Annotated in this window: 19 protein-coding genes; 6 read left to right on the top strand and 13 right to left on the bottom strand. The window is 68.4% G+C overall.

Annotated features, from left to right (window positions below):
- From TSH64_RS01375 to TSH64_RS01365, 3 genes are all read left to right on the top strand, one after another.
- Positions 1-583: DUF6165 family protein (locus tag TSH64_RS01375; RefSeq protein ID WP_247872693.1), on the top strand; the 583-nt coding region annotated here is incomplete at its 5' end.
- 70 nt (positions 584-653) lie between these two features.
- Positions 654-3,650, top strand: coding sequence for a tetratricopeptide repeat protein (locus tag TSH64_RS01370; protein ID WP_109095375.1), 2,997 nt, complete (start codon positions 654-656; stop codon positions 3,648-3,650).
- 330 nt (positions 3,651-3,980) lie between these two features.
- A complete protein-coding gene (locus tag TSH64_RS01365; protein WP_109095374.1) occupies positions 3,981-4,868 on the top strand; it encodes a glycosyltransferase family 2 protein in 888 nt (295 codons plus the stop codon).
- Between the two features lie 23 nt (positions 4,869-4,891).
- On the opposite strand, the gene TSH64_RS01360 is transcribed toward TSH64_RS01365, so the two are convergent.
- The 7 genes from TSH64_RS01360 to TSH64_RS01330 form a co-directional block, all read right to left on the bottom strand.
- Positions 4,892-5,929, bottom strand: coding sequence for a hypothetical protein (locus tag TSH64_RS01360; RefSeq protein ID WP_109095373.1), 1,038 nt, complete (start codon positions 5,927-5,929; stop codon positions 4,892-4,894).
- Positions 5,930-6,004: 75 nt separating this feature from the next.
- A complete protein-coding gene (locus TSH64_RS01355; protein ID WP_109095372.1) occupies positions 6,005-7,027 on the bottom strand; it encodes a GDP-mannose 4,6-dehydratase in 1,023 nt (340 codons plus the stop codon).
- Positions 7,015-7,983 carry an NAD(P)-dependent oxidoreductase gene (locus TSH64_RS01350; RefSeq protein ID WP_158285325.1) on the bottom strand — a complete coding sequence of 323 codons (969 nt, stop codon included), beginning with the start codon at positions 7,981-7,983 and terminating at the stop codon, positions 7,015-7,017. The genes TSH64_RS01355 and TSH64_RS01350 overlap by 13 nt, the downstream gene beginning before the upstream one ends.
- A 24-nt stretch (positions 7,984-8,007) precedes the next feature.
- A complete protein-coding gene (gene rfbH / locus TSH64_RS01345) occupies positions 8,008-9,363 on the bottom strand; it encodes a lipopolysaccharide biosynthesis protein RfbH (RefSeq protein ID WP_109095370.1) in 1,356 nt (451 codons plus the stop codon).
- 46 nt (positions 9,364-9,409) lie between these two features.
- The gene (rfbG, locus tag TSH64_RS01340; protein WP_199237395.1) at positions 9,410-10,492 is read right to left on the bottom strand and encodes a CDP-glucose 4,6-dehydratase; all 1,083 of its coding nucleotides are present in this window, start codon (positions 10,490-10,492) and stop codon (positions 9,410-9,412) included.
- A 20-nt stretch (positions 10,493-10,512) separates the two neighbouring features.
- Complete coding sequence (gene rfbF / locus TSH64_RS01335) at positions 10,513-11,283, bottom strand: glucose-1-phosphate cytidylyltransferase (RefSeq protein ID WP_109095369.1); 771 nt, start codon at positions 11,281-11,283, stop codon at positions 10,513-10,515.
- A gap of 124 nt (positions 11,284-11,407) precedes the next feature.
- Positions 11,408-12,217 carry an FkbM family methyltransferase gene (locus TSH64_RS01330; protein ID WP_158285324.1) on the bottom strand — a complete coding sequence of 270 codons (810 nt, stop codon included), beginning with the start codon at positions 12,215-12,217 and terminating at the stop codon, positions 11,408-11,410.
- Between the two features lie 218 nt (positions 12,218-12,435).
- On the opposite strand from TSH64_RS01330, the gene asnB reads away from it, so the two are divergent.
- Both asnB and TSH64_RS01320 read left to right on the top strand, forming a co-directional pair.
- Positions 12,436-14,352 carry an asparagine synthase (glutamine-hydrolyzing) gene (gene asnB / locus TSH64_RS01325; protein ID WP_109095367.1) on the top strand — a complete coding sequence of 639 codons (1,917 nt, stop codon included), beginning with the start codon at positions 12,436-12,438 and terminating at the stop codon, positions 14,350-14,352.
- A 50-nt stretch (positions 14,353-14,402) separates the two neighbouring features.
- Positions 14,403-16,292 carry a hypothetical protein gene (locus TSH64_RS01320; protein WP_247872692.1) on the top strand — a complete coding sequence of 630 codons (1,890 nt, stop codon included), beginning with the start codon at positions 14,403-14,405 and terminating at the stop codon, positions 16,290-16,292.
- Between the two features lie 66 nt (positions 16,293-16,358).
- Here TSH64_RS01320 and TSH64_RS01315 read toward each other — a convergent pair whose 3' ends face one another.
- The 6 genes from TSH64_RS01315 to TSH64_RS01290 all read right to left on the bottom strand — a co-directional run bounded on the left by TSH64_RS01315 (position 16,359) and on the right by TSH64_RS01290 (position 22,705).
- Positions 16,359-17,381: a glycosyltransferase family 2 protein gene (locus TSH64_RS01315; RefSeq protein WP_109095365.1), complete on the bottom strand. Its 1,023-nt coding sequence runs from the start codon at positions 17,379-17,381 to the stop codon at positions 16,359-16,361.
- 173 nt (positions 17,382-17,554) lie between these two features.
- Complete coding sequence (locus TSH64_RS01310; RefSeq protein WP_109095364.1) at positions 17,555-18,307, bottom strand: glycosyltransferase; 753 nt, start codon at positions 18,305-18,307, stop codon at positions 17,555-17,557.
- A gap of 112 nt (positions 18,308-18,419) precedes the next feature.
- Entirely contained in the window at positions 18,420-19,451 is a 1,032-nt protein-coding gene (locus TSH64_RS01305) for a lysylphosphatidylglycerol synthase transmembrane domain-containing protein (protein WP_247872691.1), read from the bottom strand.
- Positions 19,452-19,561: 110 nt separating this feature from the next.
- Complete coding sequence (locus tag TSH64_RS01300; protein WP_109095363.1) at positions 19,562-20,341, bottom strand: class I SAM-dependent methyltransferase; 780 nt, start codon at positions 20,339-20,341, stop codon at positions 19,562-19,564.
- Positions 20,338-21,222: a class I SAM-dependent methyltransferase gene (locus tag TSH64_RS01295; RefSeq protein WP_109095362.1), complete on the bottom strand. Its 885-nt coding sequence runs from the start codon at positions 21,220-21,222 to the stop codon at positions 20,338-20,340. Before TSH64_RS01295 ends, TSH64_RS01300 begins: the two co-directional genes overlap by 4 nt.
- A 253-nt stretch (positions 21,223-21,475) precedes the next feature.
- Positions 21,476-22,705, bottom strand: coding sequence for a glycosyltransferase family 4 protein (locus tag TSH64_RS01290; RefSeq protein ID WP_109095376.1), 1,230 nt, complete (start codon positions 22,703-22,705; stop codon positions 21,476-21,478).
- Between the two features lie 227 nt (positions 22,706-22,932).
- On the opposite strand from TSH64_RS01290, the gene TSH64_RS01285 reads away from it, so the two are divergent.
- A partial coding sequence (locus tag TSH64_RS01285) for a tetratricopeptide repeat protein (RefSeq protein WP_109095361.1) occupies positions 22,933-24,062 on the top strand: 1,130 nt, incomplete at its 3' end.

Below are 24,062 nucleotides of genomic sequence, written 5' to 3'. Positions count from 1 at the left end.
CCCGGTCTGGGTCCTGGTGCCCTTCGCCCCGGATTGGCGCTGGATGCTCGACCGCGAGGACAGCCCCTGGTATCCGACAATGCGCCTGTTCCGGCAGGAAAGGCCGCAGCACTGGGACGACGCAATCGACAGGCTGGAGCGCGCACTGTGCGAACGCGCCGCTTCCCTCCCCCTCCGTCAAAATGGAGCTTCCGACATGCCGATCCTGGCGCCCGTCTCCTGGGGCGAACTGCTGGACAAGATCACCATCCTCGACATCAAGACGGAACGCATCGCCGACGCCGACAAGCTGGCCAACGTCCGACGCGAGCGCGAGGCGCTGCTCGCCGTGGCGGTGAAGGCCGACACCGCGCGTCCGGAGGTCGCCGAGCTGATCGACGGGCTGCGTGCGGTCAACACCACCCTGTGGGAGGTCGAGGACGAGATTCGCGACTGCGAGCGTGCCAAGGATTTCGGCCCGCGCTTCGTCGAGCTGGCCCGGCAGGTCTATCACACCAACGACCGCCGCGCCGCGTTGAAGCGCGACCTGAACCGTCTGCTCGGCTCCGAGCTGGTCGAGGAAAAATCGTACCAGGCCTACTGAGGCCCGGCGGATCCCGTCTTCTCCCGCACCTGTCACCCCTGGCCTCCTTCCAGCCCAAAGGTCCAGTTCCATGACCACCGACAGCGCAACCGGGCCCGCCGGCCTTCCGACCGGCCAAAGCGGTCCGGACCATCAGGCCGCGGGCCAACGTCTGGCGCAGGTGCTGGATCTGTGCCGGTCCGGCCGGCCGGAGGAGGCTGAGGAGCCGTACCACGCGCTGTGCGGCACCCCGCCGCAGGATCCGGCCGCGCTGCTGTCGCTGGCCGACGCCGCCCGCATCCTGGGCCGGCCGGCCGACAGCGTGGCCTGGGCCGAAGCGGCGGTGCGCAGGCAGCCTGACAGGGTGGAGGGCTGGAGCGTGCTTGCCCTGGCCTTCATCGCCGCCGGCCGTGTCGACGACGGCTATGCCGCCGCAGCCGAAGCGCTGCGCCGGACAGGACATGAGGAGGCGGGTGGAGCGGCCGCGGTCCAGGCCCACCGGGCGCAGGCGCTCGCCCGGCTGCGCCGCGGCCATCTGGCCGAAGCGGCGGCGGCCTGCGACACGGCCCTGCGCCTTGCCGGCGGCGCGGCGCAGCCGGCCCAGCCGTTGCGGCAGGCGCAGGCTGAGGCGCTCGGCACCCTGGCGCTGGTCCGCATGCTGGAAGGCCGCGTCGATGAGGCCGAGGCGCTGTTCCGCCGCGCGCTCTCCCATCGCCCCGTCTTGCCGGAAATCCTGGGTAACCATGCCTCGCTGCTGGCCCGGCTCGGCCGCAACGAGGAGGCGCTGGAACAGGCCGAGCAGGCGGTGGCGCTGCGCCCGCGGCTGGCGGGAACGCTGCATCTGATCGGCACCCTGCACCATCGCAGCGGCCAGCTTGAATCGGCGATTGCCGCCTTCCACCGCGTGCTGACAATCGATCCCGGCCATCTCGATGCCCGGCTGCTGCTGGCCGACAGCCTGCGCGTCGCCGGCCACTGGACGGAAGCCGTCACTGTCTGCCGCGACGGTCTGGCGCTCATCGCCGATCCGGACGACAGGACCAGGACGGCGCTGCTGGCCAACCTCGGCACCGCCCTGCAGAGCGGCGGCGACGCCGCAGGCGCACTGGAGGCCTATGGCGCCGCGCTGCGCCTCACCCCCGACCTGCCGGAGGTCCACAACAACCTCGCCCGCCTGCACCAGGAGACCGGCAACCCCGACGCCGCCATCGAGGATCTGCGCCGCGCCGCCGCCGGCCGGCCGCTTCCCCTGCCGTTGCGCCGAACGCTGCTGTCTCTGCTGATCGCCGCCGGCCGCACCGCCGAGGCGGAGACGGAGGCGTTCGGCATCGCCCGCACGGCTCCGGACGATGCGGAGCTGTGCTTCGGCATCGCCGCGCTGTTCCTGCAAGGCGGCTGGCGCGACCAGGCCCTGCCCTATGTGCGCAAGGCGATCCGCCTCGCCCCCGAGATGCCGCGCAACTGGATCGCCTTCGTCGAAGCCTTGCGCGACGCCGGGCCGCCCGCATCCGGCGAGGGGGTGGATGACGGCCTGCGCACCGACCTGCTGGCGGCGCTCGGGCGGCCGGAGGTGGAAAGCGCCGGCCTGTCCCGGGCCATCGCCGGCGTCCTGATGGCATCGCCAGTCCTCAAGGCCCTCGCCGCTCCGGATGCGGGAGACGGGGAAGACGGGCGGACGCTTGACGGGAAAAGTCTGGCGCTGCTGGCCGACGGCTCGCTCGCCGGGCTGGCGGAGGATGCGCTGCTGCTGGCCCACCTGCGCGCTACCCCGGTCTGCGATCCGCGGCTGGAACGGGCGCTGACCCGGCTGCGCCGGGTGCTGATGCTGGCGCTGACCGGTCCCGGCCTGCCCGACCGACCGTCCTGGCGCACCCTGTGCGCCGCCATCGCCGAGCAGTGCTTCCTCAACGAATATGTCTTCGCCGAGACCGACGGCGAATTCCAGGTGCTGGCGGTGCTGCTGCGCGCAGCGGAGGCGGCTTTGTCGAGCGGCGAGCAGCCACCGGCGGTTCTGGTCGCCCTGCTCGGCGCCTACCGGCCGCTCTACCGCTGGGAGCGGGCGGAGGCCCTGCAGGCTCAGTCCTGGCCCGAGGAGATCGCCCGGCTGCTGAACCGGCAGGTCGCCGAACCGCTGGCCGAGGCGGCGATCCAGGCGGAACTGCCGGAACTGACCCCGATCAACCACCCGGTGTCGGTCGGCGTGCGCGCCCAGTACGAGGAGAATCCCTATCCGCGCTGGATGACCACCGGGCTGCTGCCGGAGCCGATGCCGCTGTCCCGCTTCCTGCATGCCCTGTTCCCGCATGCCGCCCTGCCAGCCGCCCCCGCCTGGAACGCGCCGGGCCAGGAGGCGCCGGAGGTGCTGGTCGCCGGCTGCGGCACCGGACGGGAGGCGGTGTGGGCGGCCTCCACCCTGAAGAATGCACGGGTGCTGGCTGTCGACCTCAGCCGCCGCAGCCTTGCCTACGCCACGCGGCAGAGCCGGCGCCTGGGCCTGAAGACCATCGAGTTCGCCCAGGCCGACCTGCTGGAGCTGGGGGCACTGGGCCGCCGCTTCGACGTGATCCACAGCGTTGGCGTCCTGCACCACATGGAAGACCCGATGGCGGGCCTGCGCGTGCTGCGCGGGATGATGAACCCGCATGGCGTGATGGAGATCGGCTTCTACAGCGCCGCCGCCCGCCGCCCCATCCTGGCCGCCCGCCAGTTCATCACCGAGCGCGGCCATCCGCCGACCCTGGACGGCATCCGCCATGTCCGCCGCGACATTCTGGCCCTGCCGGAGGGTCATCCGGCGCGCACAGTCATCCATTCCCCGGATTTCTACGGCACCAGCGCCTGCCGAGATCTGCTGATGCACGTGCATGAACTGCACGTCACCCTGCCCTGGCTGGCCGACGCACTTGCCGCGCTGAAGCTGGAGTTCCTGGGCTTCCGGCTGGCCGATCCGGCGGTGGCGGCCCTCTACCGCAAGCGCTTCCCCGAGGATCCGGCGATGACCTCGCTGGCCCGCTGGGACCGGCTGGAGACGGAGCATCCGATGATCTTCGGCGGGCTGTATCAGGCCTGGGTGCGGGCACGAGAATGAAGAGAGGACCTGGAACAGTACAGGTGAAGTCGGTTCGCCCTGCCTTTTTCGGGATAACGTCGCTCCGCCGCTGGAAAGAGACATGGCAGGGAAAGATGTCATGAAGCAGCACGCAAGAGGAGAAGGTTCCATCCGCTTCCCGGCCCGCGCCCGCTCGACCATGCCACGCGTGCCGTTGCCTCTGGCTCTCGCTGGCTTGATGGCATCCACCTTTCCTGATAGGGCAGATCGCACAGGCAGGGTCCGGCATGCCGTCAGTCTTCATTGGATCACCGCAAACCCATCCAACGCTCGCATACAGCGCCACAACCAGCATCGGGCGACACAAACATGAGCACCACCATTTCCTCCCTGCTCGTCAGCATCCTGATCCCGGTCTACAACCGGGAGCGCGAGATCGAGGAAACGCTCCGCTCCGCGCTCTCCCAGACGGTGCGAGAGATCGAGGTGGTGGTGGTGGACAACGCCAGCACCGACGGCACCTGGGCGATCTGCGAAAGGCTCGCGACAGAGGATGGGCGGCTGCGCCTGTTCCGCAATGACACCAACATCGGCCCGGTCAACAACTGGCGCCGCTGTGTCGCCGAGGCGCGGGCGCCCGTTGCCAAGATCCTGTTCTCCGACGACTGGCTGGAGCCGACCTATTTGGAGCGCACCCTACCTCGGCTACAGGGGCGAGTCGCCTTCGTCTACACTCCGGCGAAGCTGATGGACGAGGCGGGGGCGTCGCACGGCACCATCCACCAGTATTTCGTCGACACCTTTCCGTCCGACACCTTCGTTTTCGAATACCTGTCGAATTTCGGCGGCCTGCCGGTGTCGCCCTGCGCCGCCCTGTTCCGCACCGCCGACCTGCGAGACGGCATCGTCAGCGATCTGGGCCCCGGCCCGGCGGGCAGTTCGGCCGCCGATTTCGAGGCGCATGGCGCCGGCCCCGACTGCCTGATCTATCTGATCGCCGCCAGCCGCTATCCCTATGTCGCCTATGTCGGCGAGCCCCTGGTCACTTTCCGGCGCGGCGGCATCACATCCGACCTCATTACCAGCGGGCGCTTCTTCACCTGCTACCATCATGCGCTGATGTGGTTCATGAAGTCGCCGATGGCCCCGCCGCCCGCCCGGCTGGCCGCCGCCGCCCTGTGGCGGCAGGAGGTGCGCGTCGCCCGCCGGGTCATCCCCTATGAGGACTATCTGCGAGCCTATGGGGTGGAATCCTGAGTGAAGAGGCCTGAACGCGGGCTTTATGCCGCCCGCGCCGCGATGTCCTGCTGGATGCGCTCCCAGATGCCGGTGAAGATGCGTTCCCAGGAATGCTGCTCTAGCACCTGCCGGACGACGCCGGCACTGCGCCGCTCATACTCCTCCTGCGGCATCGCCAGGGCGCGGGCGATGATAGCGCGGTTGACCTCGGCGTCCTGGGTCAGTTCGATGGCGTAGGGGGAGCGGAAGCCGCTTTCCGGCGTGACCATCGGCACTAGGCCGCGGGCGCAGTTCTCCAGGATGGCGGTGGCCTGGGCGTCGCGCGAACTGGCGTGGATGTAGAAGGCGCAGTTGTCCTTGATGAAGCGGTCCTGCTGGGCCGACGTGTTGTCGACCCAGCCGAGCGAGACGAAATCGTGCCCGTTCAGGCGAACGCGCTGGTAGGGGTGTGGGCGCAGCGCGCTGCTGCCGGCATGCAGGACAGCACCGGTGCCGGCGACGCTGTTCAGCAGTAGGTCGAAGCCCTTGTGCGGGGCGAGGTCGCTCATGTGCAGCAGGCCGCGCATGCTGGGCTGGGAATAGCCGCGCGGCGGAGCGAAGCGATGGCCTTCGCAGCCCATGTCGATGCGGACGATGCGGTCCTTGACCCGGCCCAACATGTCGTCGGCCGGCAGGGCCTGGATGCGCTCGTACCAGTAGTCGCCGCAGATGCCGAAGATCAGCCGGGCCGCCCGGAGCTGGCTGTCCATGAAGGGACTCCAGCTCTTGTGCTCCTCCACCGGTTCGGGCAGCAGCGGCAGCATCAGGTAGGTGTTGGGATGGGCCGGCTGGCCGGGTTCCAGCGCGTTGTCGCGCACCCAGTCGTCGGCAAGCCCGCCGGCGGAATCGAAACTGGTGTGGCCCAGTAAGATGTCCGCCGGGTTCCGCGTGACGCGCGAGGCGTTGAAGCTGTCGAGATGCACGTCGGTGAAGCGGCCGAGCATGCGGCGCGCATGCTTGCAGATCTCCGCGTTGTTCGCCTCGTACTTGTCGTAGGAGTCGCGGTAGAAGGTGTAGGGCGTCCAGAAGAAATGCAGCATGCGATCCTCGAGCCTCGATGGGCGGCACTTTGCCGGCCCAGTGCATAAATAACCCAGTCGTCAGCGGCCCGGTCGTCAGCTTTGGCCGGCGATCCAGGCCAGCATGTCGGAAACGCCGCGCCGCGCATCGACCTTCGGCTCCCAGCCCAGCAGGCGGCGGGCCTTGGCGATGTCGGCCACGAAGATGCGCTGGTCGCTGATGCGCGGCGGCAGCCGCTCGAACGGCATCTCCACCCCGTGCAGTTCTTCTAGCAGGCGGAACAGCTCCAGCAGCGACAGGCTGTTGGCCATGCCGCCGCCGATGTTGAACACCTGCCCCGCCACCGCGTCGGCCCGCTCCACCGCGCTGAAATAGAGGCTCTTCATGTCCTCGGCATGCAGCACGTCGCGCACCTGCTTGCCGGTGCCGCTGATGGTGAAGGGGGCCATCAGCTGGCCGCGCCCGGCCTGGACCGCCAGACCGCAAAACCAGCCGACCCAGCCCTGGTCAGCGGTGGCGAACTGCCGGCCGCCATACATGGAGGAGTGGCGGAACACCACGGTGCGCAGCCCGAATACCCGATGGTGGTCCAGCATCATCTGGTCGGCCGAGCCCTTCGAGGTGCCGTAGGGCGAATGGAAGTCGAGCGGGGCGGTCTCGTCGAAGCCGTTGGGGAAGGCCGGGGCGACGTAGCGGGTCTCCGTCTCCTCGTAGGGCGTCCATTCCAGATCGCCATAGACCTTGTTGGTGGAGCTGTAGAGCACGAGGGCGTCCGGCGCCGAGCGTCGCACCGCGTCCAGCAGGTTGAAGCTGCCCAGCGCATTGACCTCGAAATCCAGCCGCGGGTCGGCCAGCGAGGTGGTCATCGCCACCTGTCCCGCCAGATGGAAGACCACGTCGGGACGCAGCTCCGCCACCGCGCGCTGCACGTCGTTGGGATTGCGGATGTCGCCGTGGCGGAACTCGAACCCGCCCTGGCCGCGCAGCCAGTCGAGGTTCAGCGTGCTGCCCCGGCGGGACAGATTGTCGAAGACACAGAGATCCTCTCCACGCTCCAGAACGGCGGCGGCGAGGTTGCTGCCCAGGAAGCCGCAGCCTCCGGTGATCAGGTAGCGCACGGGAGAACTCCGAAATTTTCAGGCAGGGTTTCGGGCGGATTGAGAAAGGCTAGAACCCGCCGCATCCCTTCGTCCAGCGGGGTCGAGGCCCGCCAGCCGAGCCTTGCGGCGGCTTTCGCGGCATCGGCGACGATGCTCATCGCCTCGTCCGGGCGGTAGGGCAAGGCGCCCCAGACCAGGGAGTCGCCGCCATGGCCGACGGCCGCGGCCGCGGCCTCGCCCAAGGCGCGGATGGTGATCGGCGCGCCGGAGCCGAGATTGACGATCTCGCCGGCCGGGAAGTCCGCCGTCTCAGCCAGACGCAGGCAGGCCTCGGCCACGTCGCCGACATAGACGTAGTCGCGCAGCTGGCCGCCGGCGGTCAGTTCGGTCCGCCGGCCGTCGCGGCAGGCGCGCAGGATCATCGGCACGAACTTCGTGTCGTTCTCCAGCGGACCATACATGCCGAAGGGCCGGACAACGGCGAGCGCCAGCCCGCGCGACGCGGCGGTGCCGAGCGCCGCCAGGGTCGCCGCAGCCTTGGTGATGCCATAGAGGCTGCGCGGGGCCGGCAGCGCGTCCTCGCTGATCGGACGGTCGGAGGGGCCGTATTCGTAGCAGGTGCCGACATGGATGACGCGGCCGGCTTTCGCCTGGGCCGCCGCGCGTACCAGATGCAGCGTGCCTTCCAGATTGGTGCGGACCGACGCTGCCACGTCCTGAAACCGATAATCGACACCGTAGGCGGCGCAATGGACGATCAGGTCGGGACGCGCGTTGGCCACCGCCGCCGCGATCTCCTCCCCCGACGCCGTCAGGTCGAGCCGAACCGGCTCCGCCGCCACGCCGAGACGGGCGAGGCGCCAGTCGCCGCCGCCTTTCCGGCCGGCGGCCAGCACCGTCCAGCCGGCTCGGGCGAAACGGTCGGCGACATGCGCGCCGAGGAAACCGCCGGAGCCGGTTACGAGGACGCGCATTGGGACGCGCATCGCCCGGCCGCCTCAGCCGGCCGTCCGCGCCCGGACGAAACCGCGGATGATGTCCAGCATATAGTCGATGTGGGCGGCGGTCAGGCCGGGATAAACGCCGATCCACAGGGTGCGGGCGGTGATGATGTCGCTGTTCGTCAGCTCGCCGACGACACGGTGCGGTCGTCCCTTCATGTAGGGCTGGCGCAGCAGGTTGCCACCGAACAGCTGGCGCGTGCCGACGCGGGCGCGGGTCAACTCGCGGGTCAGCTCGTCGCGGCTGAAGGGCGCGCCGGCCGCCACCGTGATGGGAAAGCCGAACCAGGACGGGTCGCTGTTCGGTGTCGCCTCCGGCAGGATCAGCATGTCGGCCAATTCGGCCATCCCAGCTTTCAGGCGGGCGAAGTTCGCCTTGCGCGCCTCGATGAAGCCCTCCAGCCGGTCCATCTGGCCCAGCCCAACGGCGGCCTGCATATCGGTAATCTTCAGGTTGTAGCCGATATGGGAGTAAATATACTTGTGGTCGTAGCCGTGCGGCAGATCGCCGAGCTGCCAGTTGAAGCGCTGCTTGCAGGTGTTGTCCTGGCCCGGCTGGCACCAGCAGTCGCGTCCCCAATCGCGGAAGGATTCCAGCGAGCGCTTCAGCTTGGCGTTGCCGGTGAAGACCGCCCCGCCCTCGCCCATCGTGATGTGATGTGCCGGGTAGAAGCTGAGGGTGCCGACGTCGCCGAAGCTGCCGACCAGCTTGCCGTCATAGCGCGCGCCCAGCGCGTCGCAGCAATCCTCCACCACCCATAACCCGTGCTTCTCGGCGACGCGGGTGACGGCGGCGAGGTCGAAGGGGTTGCCCAGCGTGTGGGCCAGCATGATGCCGCGGGTACGTGGCCCCACCGCCTCTTCCAGCAGCCGCATGTCCATGTTGTAGGTCGGGATGTCGACGTCGAGGAAGACCGGGACCATCCCGTTCTGCAGGATCGGGTTCACCGTGGTTGGGAAGCCGGTGGCGCAGGTGATGATCTCGTCGCCAGGATTCAGCGCGCGGTCGCCCAGCAGCGGCGAGGTCAGCGCAGTCAGCGCCAAGAGGTTGGCCGACGAGCCGGAATTAACCGTCAGAACGTTACGGGCTCCGAGGAACTCGGCCAGCCGCTTTTCGAAGGCATCGTTGAAGCGGCCGGTGGTCAGCCAGAAATCGAGGGCGGAGTCCACCAGCAGCGCCATCTCCTCGCCGCCATAGACCTTGCCGCTGACGGGGACCGGCGAGCGTTCGGCGTCGAAGGGCCGGTCGGCATGGGCGACCTCCGCATATTCGGCCACCAGATCGAGGATCCGGCGGCGCAGATCTTCCCGGCGATCCGCGGAGCCGGCCGGCGAGGAGGAAGAGGAGGTCATGACGGTCTCACGGAAGGAACGGTGATGCGGAAGGGCGCCGGCCGCCTCAGGCGACCGGACGGGCCTCGTTATACGCAAGAAGCTGGGCCGACATAAGGGCGGGGATGTCCCCGCCGCGGCCATAGGCGCGATACCACTCGACGGTGCGGGCCAGCGTCTCCGCCAGATTCCAGCGCGGCGCCCAGCCCAGCCGCTGCCGCGCCTTGGCGCAGTCGAGCGCCAGGAAGCGATTCTCGTGCGGGCCGGCGGGGCCGCTGTTGTCGATCCAGGCGGCACCGTCGCCCCACAGCGCGGCAAGCCGGTCGGCCACCCAATGGACCGGGCGGGCGCTGCCCTCGGCCGGGCCGAAGTTCCAGCCCTCGGCATGGGTCGCCGGCTCGGTCCAGGCAGCTTCGGCCAGCATCAGATAACCGTGCAGCGGGTCCAGCACATGCTGCCAGGGCCGGGTTGAATGACGGTTGCGCACCACCGCCGGACGGCCGTCCAGGAAGGCGCGGATCAGGTCAGGGACCAGCCGGTCCTCCGCCCAGTCGCCGCCGCCCACCACGTTGCCGGCGCGGCCCGACACCAGGGCGACCGGGCTTTCCCCCGGCAGGAAGAAGGACTGGCGGAAGGCGGCGGTCACCAGTTCCGCACAGCCCTTGCTGTTGCTGTACGGGTCGCGGCCGCCCATCGGCTCGGTCTCGCGATAGCCCCAGACCCACTCGCGGTTCTCATAGCATTTGTCGCTGGTGACGTTGACCACCACGCGCACACTGTCGATCCGGCGCACCGCATCGAGCAGATGCACCGTGCCCATGACGTTGGTGGCGTAGGTCTCCACCGGGTCGCGGTAGGAGCGCAGCACCAGCGGCTGGGCCGCCATGTGGATGATGATGTCGGGGTGGGCGGCGGACAGCGCCGCCTCCAGCCGATCGCGGTCGCGGATGTCGGCGATCTCGTTGCGGTGCAAACGCTCGCGCAGGCCCGCCGCCTCGAACAGGCTGGGGCTGGTTGGCGGCTCCAGCGCGTAGCCAGTGACGCGGGCTCCCATGGCGGAGAGCCAGAAGCCGAGCCAGCTTCCCTTGAAGCCGGTGTGGCCGGTCAGGAAAACCGACTTGCCGGACCAGAAGGACGCACTCGCGGACATGTGCGCGCTCATCGGGGCGGTCACCAGCTCTTCCAAGGCGGGTTGCCGGCGATCCACAGATCCTCCAGCAGGCGCTTGTCGCGGATGGTGTCCATGCACTGCCAGAAGCCGTCATGCTTCCAGGCATGCAGTTGGCCGTCCTCGACCAGACGGCGCAGCGGCTCCTGCTCCCACATGGTGTCGTCGCCGTCGATGTAGCGGCCGACCGTCGGCGACAGCACGAAGAAGCCGCCGTTGATGCGGGCGCCGTCGCCGGGCAGTTTTTCCTGGAAAGCAGAGATGCGGTCGCCCTCCAGTTCCACCAGACCGTAGCGGCCGGGCGGATGCACTACAGTCATGGTGGCGGCGCGGCCATGGGCCTTGTGGAAGGTGATCGCAGCGGAAATGTCCACGTTGCCGACGCCGTCGCCGTAGGTGAGGCAGAAGGCTTCCTCCCCCTCCAGATAGGGCAGCACCCGCTTGATGCGGCCCCCGGTCAAGGTGGATTCTCCGGTTTCGACCAGGGTGATGCGCCAGGGTTCGGCAAGGCGGCGGTGAACCTCGATCGTGTTGGTTCGCAAGTCGATGGTCACGTCCGAATTGTGAAGAGAATAGCTGGAGAAATATTCCTTGATGGCATAGCCTTTGTAACCCAGACAGATGACGAAGTCATTGATGCCGTGAGAGGAATAAATCTTCATGATATGCCAGAGGATCGGCTTGCCTCCGATTTCCACCATTGGCTTCGGACGCAGGTCCGTTTCTTCGGAAAGCCGCGTTCCAAGGCCGCCGGCAAGTATTACAGCTTTCATTTTCTGCAGCTCTTCCAGTTCAGAAATGGGCCTTGGTAGACTATTAATCAACCCATGAAAAAACGGTCAAGCACCGACGTTCGGGCTCGTCCATGGACTCCAAAGGTCACGGTGAAGAGTTGTCTCACTGCCACCAGGCGTGATCGTCGGTGATCTCGGGTTCGGGGATATGGATGTCGCTGCCCGGCGGCAAGGCGACGAGGTTGACGGCGCCGACCCCGCCGAACAGGTCGGTGGAGTTGCCGGCGAAGTTGTCGGGATGGAACAGGCGGGCCGTGTGCCACCAGACCCGGTAGCCCATCGACCGGATCAGCCCGATCAGGGCGGGCGAGCAGTCGCGCCGGTCGTTCTCGACATACAGCACCGGCCGGTGGCGCGCGATCAGCCCGCTGGCTCCGCGCAGCACCGCCTCCTCCATGCCCTCCACGTCGGCCTTCAGCAAGCGGCAGGACGGCAGGTTCAGGCTGTCCAGCGTCACCAGCGGAACCAGCTCGCCATGGTCCCACCCGCCGAGGCCGAGGGCGCCGAAATTGTTGGAGCAGTTCGGGTCGAGCGTCGGCACCCGGATGGTGCCGGCCTCGCTTCCCACCGCCATGCGCCGAGCCCGCACGCTGGTCACGCCGTTCAGGGCCAGATTGGCGGAAAGCAGGTTGAACAGCATCTCCTGCGGCTCGAAGGCGATGACGGTGCCCGATGGCCCGACGATGCGGGCCAGCGGCAGGGTCTGGGCGCCGATGTTGGCCCCAACCTCGACCACGACGTCCCCCGGACGCACGACCGAGCGGAACAGGGCCACCTCATACTCGGCATATTCGCCGTAGAGATCGAGGGAGCGGCCGACATAGCGGTCATTGCGGTTGTAGACCATCAAGCCGTGACGGCACGGGCGCATGCGGTTGAAGCCGCCTTCCAGATCCACCGGCCCACCGATCATCCACCCGCTCCCATCCGACCCGGCCAAGCTGGCCGCATACCACGCCCCCTGCTGTAGCCAAAGCAGGACCCGGAAGCCACGACTTTCCGCCCACGCGCCCGCTGTCCCCGCCTCGCCGGTACCCAGGGTCCGGCATTTCGCCATGGCACCCGGCCGGGGGAGGCGCTACACCTAGCCCCCGTCGCCACCCTCGGCAGTCCCTTCGGGAGAGCAGCCCCATGTGCGGTTTCGCCGGCTTCGCCGGACCCGGCGGCGAGCGCGACCTCGCCGTCATGACCAGAATCATCCGTTACCGCGGTCCCGACGACGACGGCGTCCATATCGACACCGGCGGCGCCTTGGCCGTGCATCTGGGATTCCGCCGCCTCGCCATCATCGACATCGAGGGCGGCCATCAGCCGATGGCCACGGCGGAAGGCGATCTGGTCATCGTCTACAACGGCGAGATCTACAATGCGCCGGAGCTGCGCCGCGCGCTGGAGCAGGCCGGCCACCGCTTCGTCACCGACCATTCCGACACCGAGGTGCTGCTGCACGGCTACCGGGAATGGGGCCTGGACATGCTGGAGCGGCTGAACGGCATGTTCGCCTTCTGCCTGTACGACCGCCGCCGGGGCCGGCTGGTCTTCGGCCGCGACCGTTTCGGCAAGAAGCCGCTGTTTTATGCCGAGACGGCGGACGGGCTGGTCTTCGCGTCGGAAGCCACCGCGGTGCTGTCGCACCCGTCGGTGCCGGACACGCTGGACCGCAAGGCCCTGGTCAAATATTTCGCCTACGGCTTCATCCCAGCGCCGCTGACCGCCCATGCCGCGGTGCGCAAGCTGCCGGGCGGCTGCAGCATGGTCTACGACCTGGCCAGCCGCCGGCTGTCGGTCAGCCGGTATTGGGAATACCGGATGGTGGTGGACGACCAGCCGCCGGGCAGCCCTGATGAGTGGGCCGAGGAACTGCGCGAGCTGCTGGACCGCGCGGTGGAACGCCGCATGCTGAGCGACGTGCCGGTCGGCTTCTTCCTGTCCGGCGGCATCGACAGCGCCGCCATCGTGGCGCTCGCGGCCCGGCACCGCGACCCGGTCACCATGAAGACCTTCACCATCGGCTTCGACGAGCCGAGCTTCGACGAGAGCGGCTATGCGGCCGACGCCGCGCGCCATTACGGCACCGACCATGCCTGCCGCACGCTGAATCTCGACACCGCGGCGGAAATGCTGCCGGAGTTGCTGGGCCGGCTGGACGATCCGATCGCCGATCCCTCCATCCTGCCGACGCATCTGCTGTCGCGCTTCGCCCGTGAACGGGTGACGGTGGCGCTGACAGGCGACGGTGGCGACGAGCTGTTCGCGGGGTATGACACCTTCGACGCGCTACGCACGGCGCGGCTCTACCACCATGCCGTCCCCCGCCCGCTGCACCGGCTGGCGGAGGCGGTGGCCCACCGGCTGCCGCGGTCGGACCGCAATATGAGCTTCGACTTCAAGCTGCGCCGGGCGCTGCGCGGGCTGGGGCACCGGCCGGCGCACTGGATGCCGGCCTGGCTGGGGCCGGCGTCGGTGGAGGAGGTCTCGCGGCTGTTCGGCGTCGAGCTGACCGCCGACGAGCTGTATGACGAGGCCGACGCGCTGTGGCGCTCGGGCGCCAGCCGGCACGACGTCGACCGCTCCATCGAGTTCTACGGCCGCTTCTATCTGGGCGAGAATTTGCTGATCAAGGCCGACCGCGCCAGCATGTTCTGCTCGCTGGAGACGCGCTCGCCCTTCCTCGACCGCGACCTCGTCGCCTTCGTCAGCCGCCTGCCGGCCGGCGTGAAGCTCCAGCCGAACGGCATTCGGGGCGGCACGCGAAAATGGATCCTGAAGAAGGCGATGGCTCCACTGCTGCCGCCGGCGATCCTGTCTCGGCCCAAGAAGGGCTTCGGCATCCCCTTGAGCCGCTGGCTGCGCCACCTGCCCCAGCCGCCGCTGGAAACTGCGGCGCGCATCGGGGTGGACGGCAAGTGGCTGGCGGCGCGCTGGGACGAACACCGCAGCGGGCAGGCCGACCACCGCGGCCTGCTGTGGGCCTGGACGGCGCTCGCCACCGCGCTGGACCGCCCGGCCCAGACCCCGGCACCGACCCCGATGGAAAACGCCGTATGAGCCTAGACAGTCTGGATCGCTCGTTCCCCCGGACGCGCGGGGGCGCGGACATGCACGATGCTGCCCGTTCCGAGGTCCCCGCCGGCCGCGCGTCGTCGTCCGCCCGCACCCTGGTCGGGCTGCTGCTGGGGGTGGGGGCGCTGATCGTCGCCTATCAGTTCGGCATGAACATGCATGCCAGCACCGGCCTGCCCTATTGGGACGATTGGGGCTATTTCTTCGGCACCGCCCAGGGCGTGCAGCAGCCACTGACCTTCCAGTCGATCTTCGCCAAGGACAGCGACCATGTCGCACCCTTCTTCAAGCTGCTGACCCACGGGCTGTGGCAGGCCATCGGCGTCGATTTCCTCACCTTCCGGCTGGTCGGCTGGCTGGCCTTCGCTGCCATGCTCGCCGCTTACGCCCTGGTGCTGCTGCGGGACTGCGTGCGCTCGGCCTGGGATGGGGTGCCGGTGGCGGCGGCCGGGCTGTTCCTGACCGGCACGTTGAACAACGAGTATTTCTATTACCAGCACATGGGGCTGGCCCAGCCGATCTTCTTCACCTGCCTGTTCCTGTTCCTCCATACGCTGGCCCGCGGGCGGCTGGTGCTGGCGACGCTGTTCCTGCTGGCTTTCGGTTCCACCGGTGTGTTCGGCGCCAGCTATGCCCTGGGGGCGGCCGGAGCGGGGGCGGTGCTGGCCCTGCGCCGGGACGGGGAGCGTGATGGCCGGACGCTGGTGGCGGTCGGCGGCGGTCTGCTGCTGACCGCGGCGATGCTGTGGATGACCTTCCACGGCTCCTACGCCAACCACACCGGCCAGCCGCTGGTGCTGCCCTGGCATAGCGGCTTCTGGGCCTTCCTGCTGGGCGCCTTCGCCACCGCCGCCGGCCTGCCGGTGGAGGCGGTGGGAGCCCCGCTGTCGCTGGCGGCGGGAGCGGCGGCCCTGGCGCTCTGCCTCATCCCGGCGGCGGGCCTGCTGCTGGGCCGCGCCGGGCGGGAGAGGCCCAATGCCGCGCTCGCCATTTCCGGGCTGATCGCCGGGACGGTGATCGTCACCATGACCACCGCGCTGGGCCGGGCCGGGCTGTGCGGCGAGGGCATCGCCAACGCCATGCGCTGCGGCACCATCCCGCGCTACGCCTATCCGGTGCTGCTGGCCTTCCCCGCCGCGGTCGCCGGCTGGACCCTGCTGTTCGGCCGCCGCACGAGGGTGGGAGCCGGGGCGGGAGCGTTTGCCGGGCTGGTGCTGGCGGCGGCGCTCGCCGTCGGCCATGGCGCCGGGACGGACGCCTTCTGGCGGCACTGGAGCGTCGCCGGCCTCAACCGCATGGTGGCGGAGCGCGACGGGGCGGCGGAGCGCTGCGTCGCCACCTATCTGCAAGCCATCCGCAAGCCGGCTGGGATGGACTGGAGCCAGCCGCTGGTCTGCCCGTCCGCCTCGCCGCGCAACATCGCGCCGTTCCTCCAGGCCGCCTACGATCTGAAGGCCGATTTCGTGCAGACGATCCTCGCCGATGCTGCGAGCCGGCCGGAGCGGGGAACGCTGGCCACTCTGTTGCAGGCGGGCAAGCTGGATGAAGCCTCGGCACAACTGCGGCTGGACATAGTGCCGCGCGACGGCGGCCAGGGGGGCGGACTGCTCGGCTCGCTCGACCGCTTCACGCAGCTTCCCTCCGGCTCACTGGCGGCACTCGGCTGGGCGGTCGATGCGGCGGTGCCGGCGCCGGCGGCCTTCGTCCTGCTGGGGGTGGGCGACCGCATCGTCGCGACCGCCCCGACCGGCGGTGCGCGGCCCGACGTCGCAACGGTCCTCAAGGACGGGCGGATGACCGACAGCGGCTTCGCCCTGCCCATTCCGCCCGAGCTGGCCGGCCAGCGGGTGCGGCTGTTCGTGCTGGGCCATGACGGCGAACTGAAGGAACTGACGCCGCCCGGCGGGGTGGCGGCGACGCCCTGACGATGCCCTGATGCGAAAAGGCCCCGCACCGGGAACGGTACGGGGCCTTTTCTTTATCGGGACCGATCAATCGCGGAGGCTGCGGTCCGGCGGAGGCTGTTCGTCGAAGTTCAGCATGGTCTTGATCGAATAATGGCTCTTGCCCTGGCTTTCAAAATAGATACGGACCAGCAGCTCGGCCAGCAGCCCCATCAGGATGCACATCACGCCGGTGACCAGCCCCATCGTCACCAGGAGCGGCAGCGGCGTCAGGATGAAGGAGATGCCGTCGACCAGCTTCAGGTAGATGGCATAGATGCCGGCCAGCACCGACAGCCCCATGAACATCAGGCCGGCGAAGCCGAAGATGTAGATCGGCTTGGTCTCGTACTGGGTCAGGAACTTCACGACGACGAGGTCGAGCACGACCTTCAGCACGCGCTCCAGCCCGTATTTCGACTGGCCGTGGCGGCGCGGGTGATGGCGCACCGGCATCTCGGTCAGCTTGGCGCCCTGCCAGCGGGCGTAGATCGGCACGAAGCGGTGCATCTCGCCATAGAGCCGGTAGCCCTGGAGCATCTGGCGCCGGTAGGCCTTCAGCGTGCAGCCATAATCGTTCAGCTTCACGCCGGAGATGGTGGAGATCAGCTTGTTGGCCATCCGGCTCGGCAATGTGCGCAGCAGGAAACCGTCCTGCCGGTCGGCGCGCCAGCCCGACACCACGTCGTAGCCCTCGTCCAGCTTCGACAGCAGGCCGGCGATGTCCTGCGGGTCGTTCTGGAGATCGCCGTCCATCGGCACGATGACGTCGCCGCGGGCATGGTCGATGCCGGCCATCATCGCCGCGGTCTGGCCGACGTTGCGGCGGAAATTGATGACGCGGATGCGGCTGTCGGACGCCACCCGCTGCAACTCCGCCTCCGTCCCGTCGATGGAGCCGTCATTGACGAAGATGACCTCGAAGCTGCGCCCCAGCCCGTCGAGCGCCGGGATCAGCCGGCCGCACAGAGGGGCGATGTTGTCCTCCTCGTTATAGACCGGGATCAGGACCGAGACGGAAACCGTGCCGGTGTCCGTGGTGGCGGATCCGGGGGCAAGCAGGAGGGTCATCGAACGGGTCCGGAGGCTGCTGTCATCTGTGGGTGCGATGCCGGGCCATGGTATGGCCGCAGGATCCGGCGAGCGCAACGGCTAATTGGGGCGCGGACTTGGCACGGCTCCCTGATCAAGGACAATGCCATGCGACGATGCCGCATCCCCTACAGATTTGGATGCCGCCTCAATCACGGAGTTGGAGGCACCACCCCCAGAAGCTCATCGGTTGTTTCGCGACGCTGGAAGGGCGTGTATTTGATCAACGCCGCATCGATTATCATCGACTTCCTGAACACGAAACATGTTTCTGTGTTGAACTCATAATCTTCGGCAACACCTAAATAAAGCTCATTCCAATCCTTCCATCTCACCCGTTCCAGGACGGACTTTCTAATGGATGGAAGACCGGATGCCACTTTCCATCCCGTAAAATGGCCATATGTGCTTTGTTTTTCCTTACATGACAGAAACCATCCTCCAGAAAAATTCTCATTGAATATATCATGATTCCAACGAACATTGAAATTTGTTGGTCTGTCTTGATTATATTGCGGAAATTCTTCTCCATCCATGATCATGGTATGGTTCAGGTGAACGATGTCCTGCGCTTCGAACATTGCCCTTATTATGGCGATGCGCTGCGGATGCACCTCATCGTCGGCATCCTGGTAGGAAATTACTTCATGAATTGCCCTCATCGAGCCGGCTTGCCGATTTGGCCCATGCCGCATGCGACCGTCATGCTTGATCAGGGTGAAATCGTCGAAAGCGGTCCCGATTGCGCCAACCTCGGACACGGCAGCTTTTGAGGCGAGAGGCGCCAAGCTCAGCGAGACGATCACCTGATCGGGTTTCACAGGTGCCGACGCATAGGTTTGGAGCAAGCGGGGAACGCAGGCAACGTCCCTGTGCGTGCATGGGATAACCAATGAAACTTTCATCCTGCCTACCCTATTGATCGGGCCTTCCCGATTGGCCCCGCTGATTGACTGGATTCGTCATGGCTCAAGACAGCGGCCATGTCCACTTCCGCGATCATGGCATTCAGGATGATCATCGATCGTCCGCCGGAATCCTTGTGGGAGGCTGTGCGTTCCAGTCGATCCCTCCGACGCCCTCGCGCGGCCCGGCCCCAGGCCGGCTGCGCAGGACCGTCAGGTCGATGACGGCGCCCAGCAACGCGACCATCGCCTGGAAGGCGAGGATGCCGAAGCCCAGCGCCAGCGACTGGGCATGCGGCACCCCGACCAGATCGAGCAGCCCGACCAGCGACGCCTCGCGCAGGCCGATGCCGGCGACGGTGACCGGCATCAGCACGATCACCGACATCAACCCGATCACCGCGCTCCACACCGAAAAGGGCTGGTCGATGCCCACCGCCAGGCCGAGCGACTGGCTGCCAGCGACCGCCGCCACCTGCACCGCGATCCCGACGGCGACCGACAGCAATGCCCGCCCCGGCCGGCGTGCCTGGTCGCGCCAGGCTTCCAGAAAGCGGCGCAGCGGGCCGAGGAGCCAGGCTTCGCGCTTCGGCCCGGCACGCCAGCCCAGCAGACCCAGAAGCAGCGTGCGCGCCGGCGCCCAGGCCAGCAAGGCGGTCGCCGCGACCAGCCCGGCCAGCACCAGCACCACCGCCACAAGCAGCCCGTCGCCGAAGCGTGCCGACTGCACCGCCAGCCCGCTGCCGGTCAACAGCAGCAGCCCGGCGATCCCCGTCACCTTGTCGAAGGCCACCGCCGAGACGATGCGGCCGCTGCCGATCTCTCCCTGCCCTTCGCCCCGCCCTTCGTCGCGGCTGAGGCGGTAGGCCTTCACCGCCTCCCCCGCCAGTTGGCCCGGCAGCACCAGCGCATAGAGCTGCGCCACCAGCGTGTAGGCAAGCAGCCGCCCCGCCCGCAGTTCCGGCAGCAGCACCCGCAGCTTCAGCGCGTTCAGCACATGCATCAGGAAGAACAGCAGGCCGGCGAGCGCCATCAGCCCCGGCGAGGCCACCGCCAGCACCCGCACGACCTCCGCCACGTCGACCCGCCACAGCAACAGGGCGACCAGCAGCACGCTGACCAGGGCCTTCAGGCGGGGGCGCATCTAAAGACACCTTTTCATGAAATCATGATGTGATGAAATAAAACCATACCCTCCCTTCATGGGCCCGGCGGAGCGAAGACCCGCCGGGCCCATGAAGGGAGGCAGGAAACTCACGACCCCGGCCGGCGGGCCAGCACGTAGATGTAGTCGCCGTGCGACCAGGAGTTCAGGCGGAAGATGTGGTACAGCGCCTCGGCGAGGAAGCGGCGGCCGGGACCGTAATCGCCCTCGGTGCCCTGGCCGCTGGCGGCCCCCAGCACGTTGCGGTAGAGCGGCGAGAAGAAGGGGAAGCCCCATTCCACCACCCGTTCGATCTCCAGCCCGACCGACTTGATCTTGGCCTGCAGCTCGCCGCGGGCATAGTTGCGGTGGTGGCCGACCGTGCGCTCGAAGTCGCGCATCCGGCCCTGCAGGGTGGAGACCAGCAGGTAGCGGCCGGTCATGGCGGCGAGGTTGCGGAGTGCCGCGACATCGTCCTCGATATGCTCGACCACGTCGGTGCAGACCACCAGGTCGAAGCGGCGGTCGAGATGGCCGGCGGCGACGTCGAGCAGGCCGAACTCGGCATTGGGCGCCCTGCGGCGGGCGACGTCGATGGCCTTGGCGGCGAAGTCGAGGCCGGTGTAGCTGGCCTGCGGCTTCAGCGGCATCAGGGTGGCGAGCAGCGAGCCCTGGCCGCAGCCGACGTCAGCCAAGCTGTCGTAATTCAGCGGGCGCACCATCTCGGTGACGATGCGGCGCAGATGCCGGCCGGTCGGGCCGTATTTGCGCATGTCGTTCCAGCGACGCTCCCAGCTGTCGTCGTAATCGACGCCACCGGGATGGTCAGCCGCCGCCGCGGGCAAGGGAGTGGAGAGGGGAGTGGCGGACTTGAATGCGTCGTCGCTCATGCGGGCCTCCGGCGCAGGATGAATTCGTTGCAACCCGTCGGCACGCGCGGCGGACGGACCTCCAGCATGTCGAAGCCGAGCGCGTCCATCCGCGCCCGCACCTCGTCGGCACTGGCATATTCGTAGGGGTAGCCGCCGAGCCAGTCGGTGACGTCCACCCAGAACTCCATGCCGCGCTCCTTGCGCAGCGGGTTGGCTCCGGTGATCGCCCAGGTCGCCAGGAACATCAGTGAGCCCAGCGTCCAATCCCAGACTTTCCGCAGGAAGCTCGGCGACAGGTTGTAGACGATCTTGATCAGGGTCCAGATCGGCGAGGTCCAGTGGCGGTTGTAGAGCGCCAGCACGAAGGTACCGCCCGGCGCCACCAGCGGCGCCACCGTCTCGATCGCCGGCCACATGGAGCCGGTGTGGTGCAGCGAGCCCCAGGCATAGACCACGTCGAAGCGGCCGAGCGAGCCGGCGAAGCTGCTGTCCAGCGCAGACCCGCGGCGGAACTCGATGCGGTCGGCCAGATCCGGTGCGAAGCGGCCCAGGTTGCGGCGGGCGACCTCGACCCCGGTGGGGTTGACGTCGAAGCCCAGCGCACGGGAAACGCCCAGCTTGCCGGCGGCGATGGTGAACAGGCCGGAGCCGGAGCCGACGTCGCAGAAGCTGGCGTCCTTCAGCCGGTCGGTCCCGACCAGCCCCTTCAGGCTGTCGATGGCCGCCACCAGCCGCGGCTCGTCCAGCACCGTGCGCGAGTAATGGTCCCAGTTCTCGCCGAAATCGAAGGCCAGGGCGGATGGTCCGGCCGGGGTGCCGCCCCTGCCTTCCGCCGTCTTCACCGGTTCCGCCACGCTGTCCGATCCCTTGCTGTCCGATCCGCTCTGCCGCGCCGCCATACGCTCCCGAAAGCCATCGGATGTCAACAGCACGTCAAGCGGGGGGCGTGGCGGCACATATCCTTGGAGGGGCGGAGAGCGGGAGCCAAGATGAACACGGACGTCACGGATGTGGCGTTGCGGGGCAGTCGCTCCCCGGGACGGCAGAGGCGCCGCCAAGATCAGAAAAATCCGTGAAATCCGTGTTTTAATCTGTGACATCCGTGGAGCTGTTGCAAAGCCTTCCCGCACTTCGCGCGGGAACTCGAACGCCTCACTCCGCCTGCGCCGACCGGACACGTCCCGCCGCGGCGCGGCCGACGAGCGCCAGATCGCGGTAGGCGGCGGCAACGGCCCGCCAGGAAAAATGCTCGACCACCCGGCGGCGGCCGCCCTCACCCAGGCGGCGGCGCAGGGCCGGATCCTCAGCCAGGCGTGCCAGTGCCGCGGCAAGCGCCGGCGTGTCGTCGGCGTCCAGCATCAGGCCGGTCTCCTCCTCCACCACCAGATCGCGGTTGCCGGCGATGCGGGTCGCCACCACGGGCAGGCCGGCAGCCATCGCCTCCAGCACCACGTTGGGCATGCCCTCGTCGCGCGAGGGGAAGACGAAGATATCGGCGGCGCGGTAGGCGGCGGGAAGCTCGTCGCGCCCGAGCCAGCCGCGGAAGGCGATACGCTCCGACAAGGCGAGCCGGGCGGCCTGCGCCTCCAGCTCCGGCCGCGCCGGGCCATCGCCGACAATGGTCAGGCCGATGCGGCTGCGCGTCCCGGCGGGCAGGGATGCGAGCGCCTCGAACAGCACGTCCAGCCCCTTCTGCCGCACCACCCGGCCGACGAACAGCAGCGACAGGCGGTCACCGGCATTTCCGCCATCGGCCGTCTTCGGATCGACTGTCTTTGGATCGGCCGGCCCGGCATCGGCCGGCGAGAAGCGGGTGGCGTCGACACCGTTGGGGATGATGGCGATGGGCTGGTCCGGGGCGAAGCGGCGGGCAAGCCCGGCCAGCCCATCGCTGTTGGCCACGACGGCGGAGGACCGGCGCCACAGCCAGCCGATCACCGGCCCGGCCAGCCGGTGGTAGAGCGAAATGCCGTCATACTGGAAGCCCGGCACGTCACCGCCGCGCAGGCTGACGACATAGGGCACGCCGGACAGCGCCTTCACCATCCAGGCGGCAGGGCCGCAGGGCAGGCCGAAATAGGCGATGGTGGCGTCCGCACGCCAGCGGGCGGCGATCAACGGCGCCATCACCAGCGAGCTGGCGAGGAAGGCCAGCATCTCCACCACCGAACTGCGGTCGCGGCGGCGGCGCAGGGTCGGGATGCGGCGAATCTCGACCCCGTCGGCCCGCCGTTCCACCCGCGGCAGGTCGCCGAAGGCGGAGGTCAGCACCAGCACCTCTTCGCCCAATGCCGCCAGTTCGCGGGCGGTGTTGTCGGTGGCGTTGGCCGCCCCGCCGCCGAGCGGCGGAAACTCGTAATTGATCAGCAGAAGCCGCGCCATGCCGTCCGCCACACTCCCCGTTCGACGAGCGCCATTGATGCGGGGGCGGGGAGTGCGATGCAACAGCCATCACGCGGAGAGCAGCGGTTCGCGACGGATGGAAGCCTGGGGACCACCGGGGCCGACAGGATGGCGGGGGTCGCCCTTCGCAGAAGCCGGCATCTTCATGCCCCGGCATCTTCATGCTACTGATCCCGCCGTTCCCCAACCGAAGCGCCGCGGCCCCCATGAACATCGAGCAAGCCTTCACGATGGCGGTCGGCCTCCAGAAAGCGGGCCGTGCCGACGAGGCCGGGAGGCTCTATGCCCAGATCGCGGCCAGCGATCCGCATTTCGCCCCTGCCGTCAACAACATGGGGCTGCTGCATGCCTTGGCCGGCCGGAAGGAAACGGCGGTCGCCCTGCTGCGACGGGCCTTGGCGCTGGTTCCGGGATCGTTGAACAGCTGGAACAATCTGGCATCGCTGCTGACCCAGCTCGACCGGCGGGAGGAGGCGGTCCGGACCTACCGGATCTCCGCAAGGCTCGATCCCGCCCAGCCGGCGGTGCTGAACGAACTGGGCCTTCTGCTGGAGCGGTCGAAACGCCCGGACGAGGCACGCGAGGCCTTCGCCCGCGCGGCGGCGCTGGACCCGATGGAGGCGGAATATGCCAACAACCTCGGCGCCATGCTGCGCACCGACCATCGGCTGGAGGAGGCCACAGGCTGCTTCCGCCGGACGATCGCGCTGAACCCGCAGCACAGCGGCGCCTACAGCAACCTGGGGTCCACGGTGAAGGACCGGGGCAGCTTCTGGGCGGCGCTGCTGGCTTTCCGCCGGGCCACGACGCTGGAGCCGGATTTCGCCGGCGCCCATTGGAACGAATCCCTGGTCCGGCTTCTGCTGGGCGATTTCGTCCGGGGCTGGCGGGGTTATGAATGGCGCTGGAAGCATGGCCAGCTGCCCTCGCCGCAGCGCAGCTTCTCCAAGCCGCGCTGGGACGGATCGCCGCTGCGGGGCCGACGGCTGCTGGTCTATTGGGAACAGGGCTTCGGCGACGTGCTGCAATGCGTGCGCTACCTGCCGCTGCTGGCGCAAATGGTCGGGGCGGAGAAGGGGGGGGAGGACGGCGAACGGCCCATCCTCCTGGAATGCCAGCATGCGCTGCTGCCGGTGCTGCGCAGCCTGCCCGGCGTCACCGTGGTGCTGACCGGGGCGCCGCTGCCCGATTTCGATGTCCAGCTCCCGGTGATGAGCCTGCCGGCCCTGTTCGGCACCCGGCTGGAGACCGTGCCGTCCCGCGTTCCCTACCTGTCGGCGGAGCCCGATCTGGTTGCGCGCTGGGGCGAGCGGCTGAAGGGGTTGGCAAGGGACGG

This window comes from Azospirillum sp. TSH64 (assembly GCF_003116035.1).
Lineage (GTDB): Bacteria > Pseudomonadota > Alphaproteobacteria > Azospirillales > Azospirillaceae > Azospirillum.
Note: the sequence above shows the minus strand (reverse complement) of the source record. Positions and strands in the feature narration are given on the sequence as shown.

What these genes read in the sequence shown, in the direction of transcription:
- TSH64_RS01305 (WP_247872691.1), bottom strand. Translation starts at nt 19,451, where the DNA reads ATGCGCCCCCGCCTGAAGGCCCTGGTCAGCGTGCTGCTGGTCGCCCTG.
- rfbH (WP_109095370.1), bottom strand. Translation starts at nt 9,363, where the DNA reads ATGACCTCCTCTTCCTCCTCGCCGGCCGGCTCCGCGGATCGCCGGGAA.
- TSH64_RS01330 (WP_158285324.1), bottom strand. Translation starts at nt 12,217, where the DNA reads ATGATCGGTGGGCCGGTGGATCTGGAAGGCGGCTTCAACCGCATGCGC.
- TSH64_RS01365 (WP_109095374.1), top strand. Translation starts at nt 3,981, where the DNA reads ATGAGCACCACCATTTCCTCCCTGCTCGTCAGCATCCTGATCCCGGTC.
- asnB (WP_109095367.1), top strand. Translation starts at nt 12,436, where the DNA reads ATGTGCGGTTTCGCCGGCTTCGCCGGACCCGGCGGCGAGCGCGACCTC.
- TSH64_RS01300 (WP_109095363.1), bottom strand. Translation starts at nt 20,341, where the DNA reads ATGAGCGACGACGCATTCAAGTCCGCCACTCCCCTCTCCACTCCCTTG.
- TSH64_RS01310 (WP_109095364.1), bottom strand. Translation starts at nt 18,307, where the DNA reads ATGAAAGTTTCATTGGTTATCCCATGCACGCACAGGGACGTTGCCTGC.
- TSH64_RS01315 (WP_109095365.1), bottom strand. Translation starts at nt 17,381, where the DNA reads ATGACCCTCCTGCTTGCCCCCGGATCCGCCACCACGGACACCGGCACG.
- TSH64_RS01290 (WP_109095376.1), bottom strand. Translation starts at nt 22,705, where the DNA reads ATGGCGCGGCTTCTGCTGATCAATTACGAGTTTCCGCCGCTCGGCGGC.
- TSH64_RS01295 (WP_109095362.1), bottom strand. Translation starts at nt 21,222, where the DNA reads ATGGCGGCGCGGCAGAGCGGATCGGACAGCAAGGGATCGGACAGCGTG.
- TSH64_RS01370 (WP_109095375.1), top strand. Translation starts at nt 654, where the DNA reads ATGACCACCGACAGCGCAACCGGGCCCGCCGGCCTTCCGACCGGCCAA.
- TSH64_RS01350 (WP_158285325.1), bottom strand. Translation starts at nt 7,983, where the DNA reads ATGCGCGTCCTCGTAACCGGCTCCGGCGGTTTCCTCGGCGCGCATGTC.
- TSH64_RS01320 (WP_247872692.1), top strand. Translation starts at nt 14,403, where the DNA reads ATGCACGATGCTGCCCGTTCCGAGGTCCCCGCCGGCCGCGCGTCGTCG.
- rfbF (WP_109095369.1), bottom strand. Translation starts at nt 11,283, where the DNA reads ATGAAAGCTGTAATACTTGCCGGCGGCCTTGGAACGCGGCTTTCCGAA.
- rfbG (WP_199237395.1), bottom strand. Translation starts at nt 10,492, where the DNA reads ATGTCCGCGAGTGCGTCCTTCTGGTCCGGCAAGTCGGTTTTCCTGACC.
- TSH64_RS01360 (WP_109095373.1), bottom strand. Translation starts at nt 5,929, where the DNA reads ATGCTGCATTTCTTCTGGACGCCCTACACCTTCTACCGCGACTCCTAC.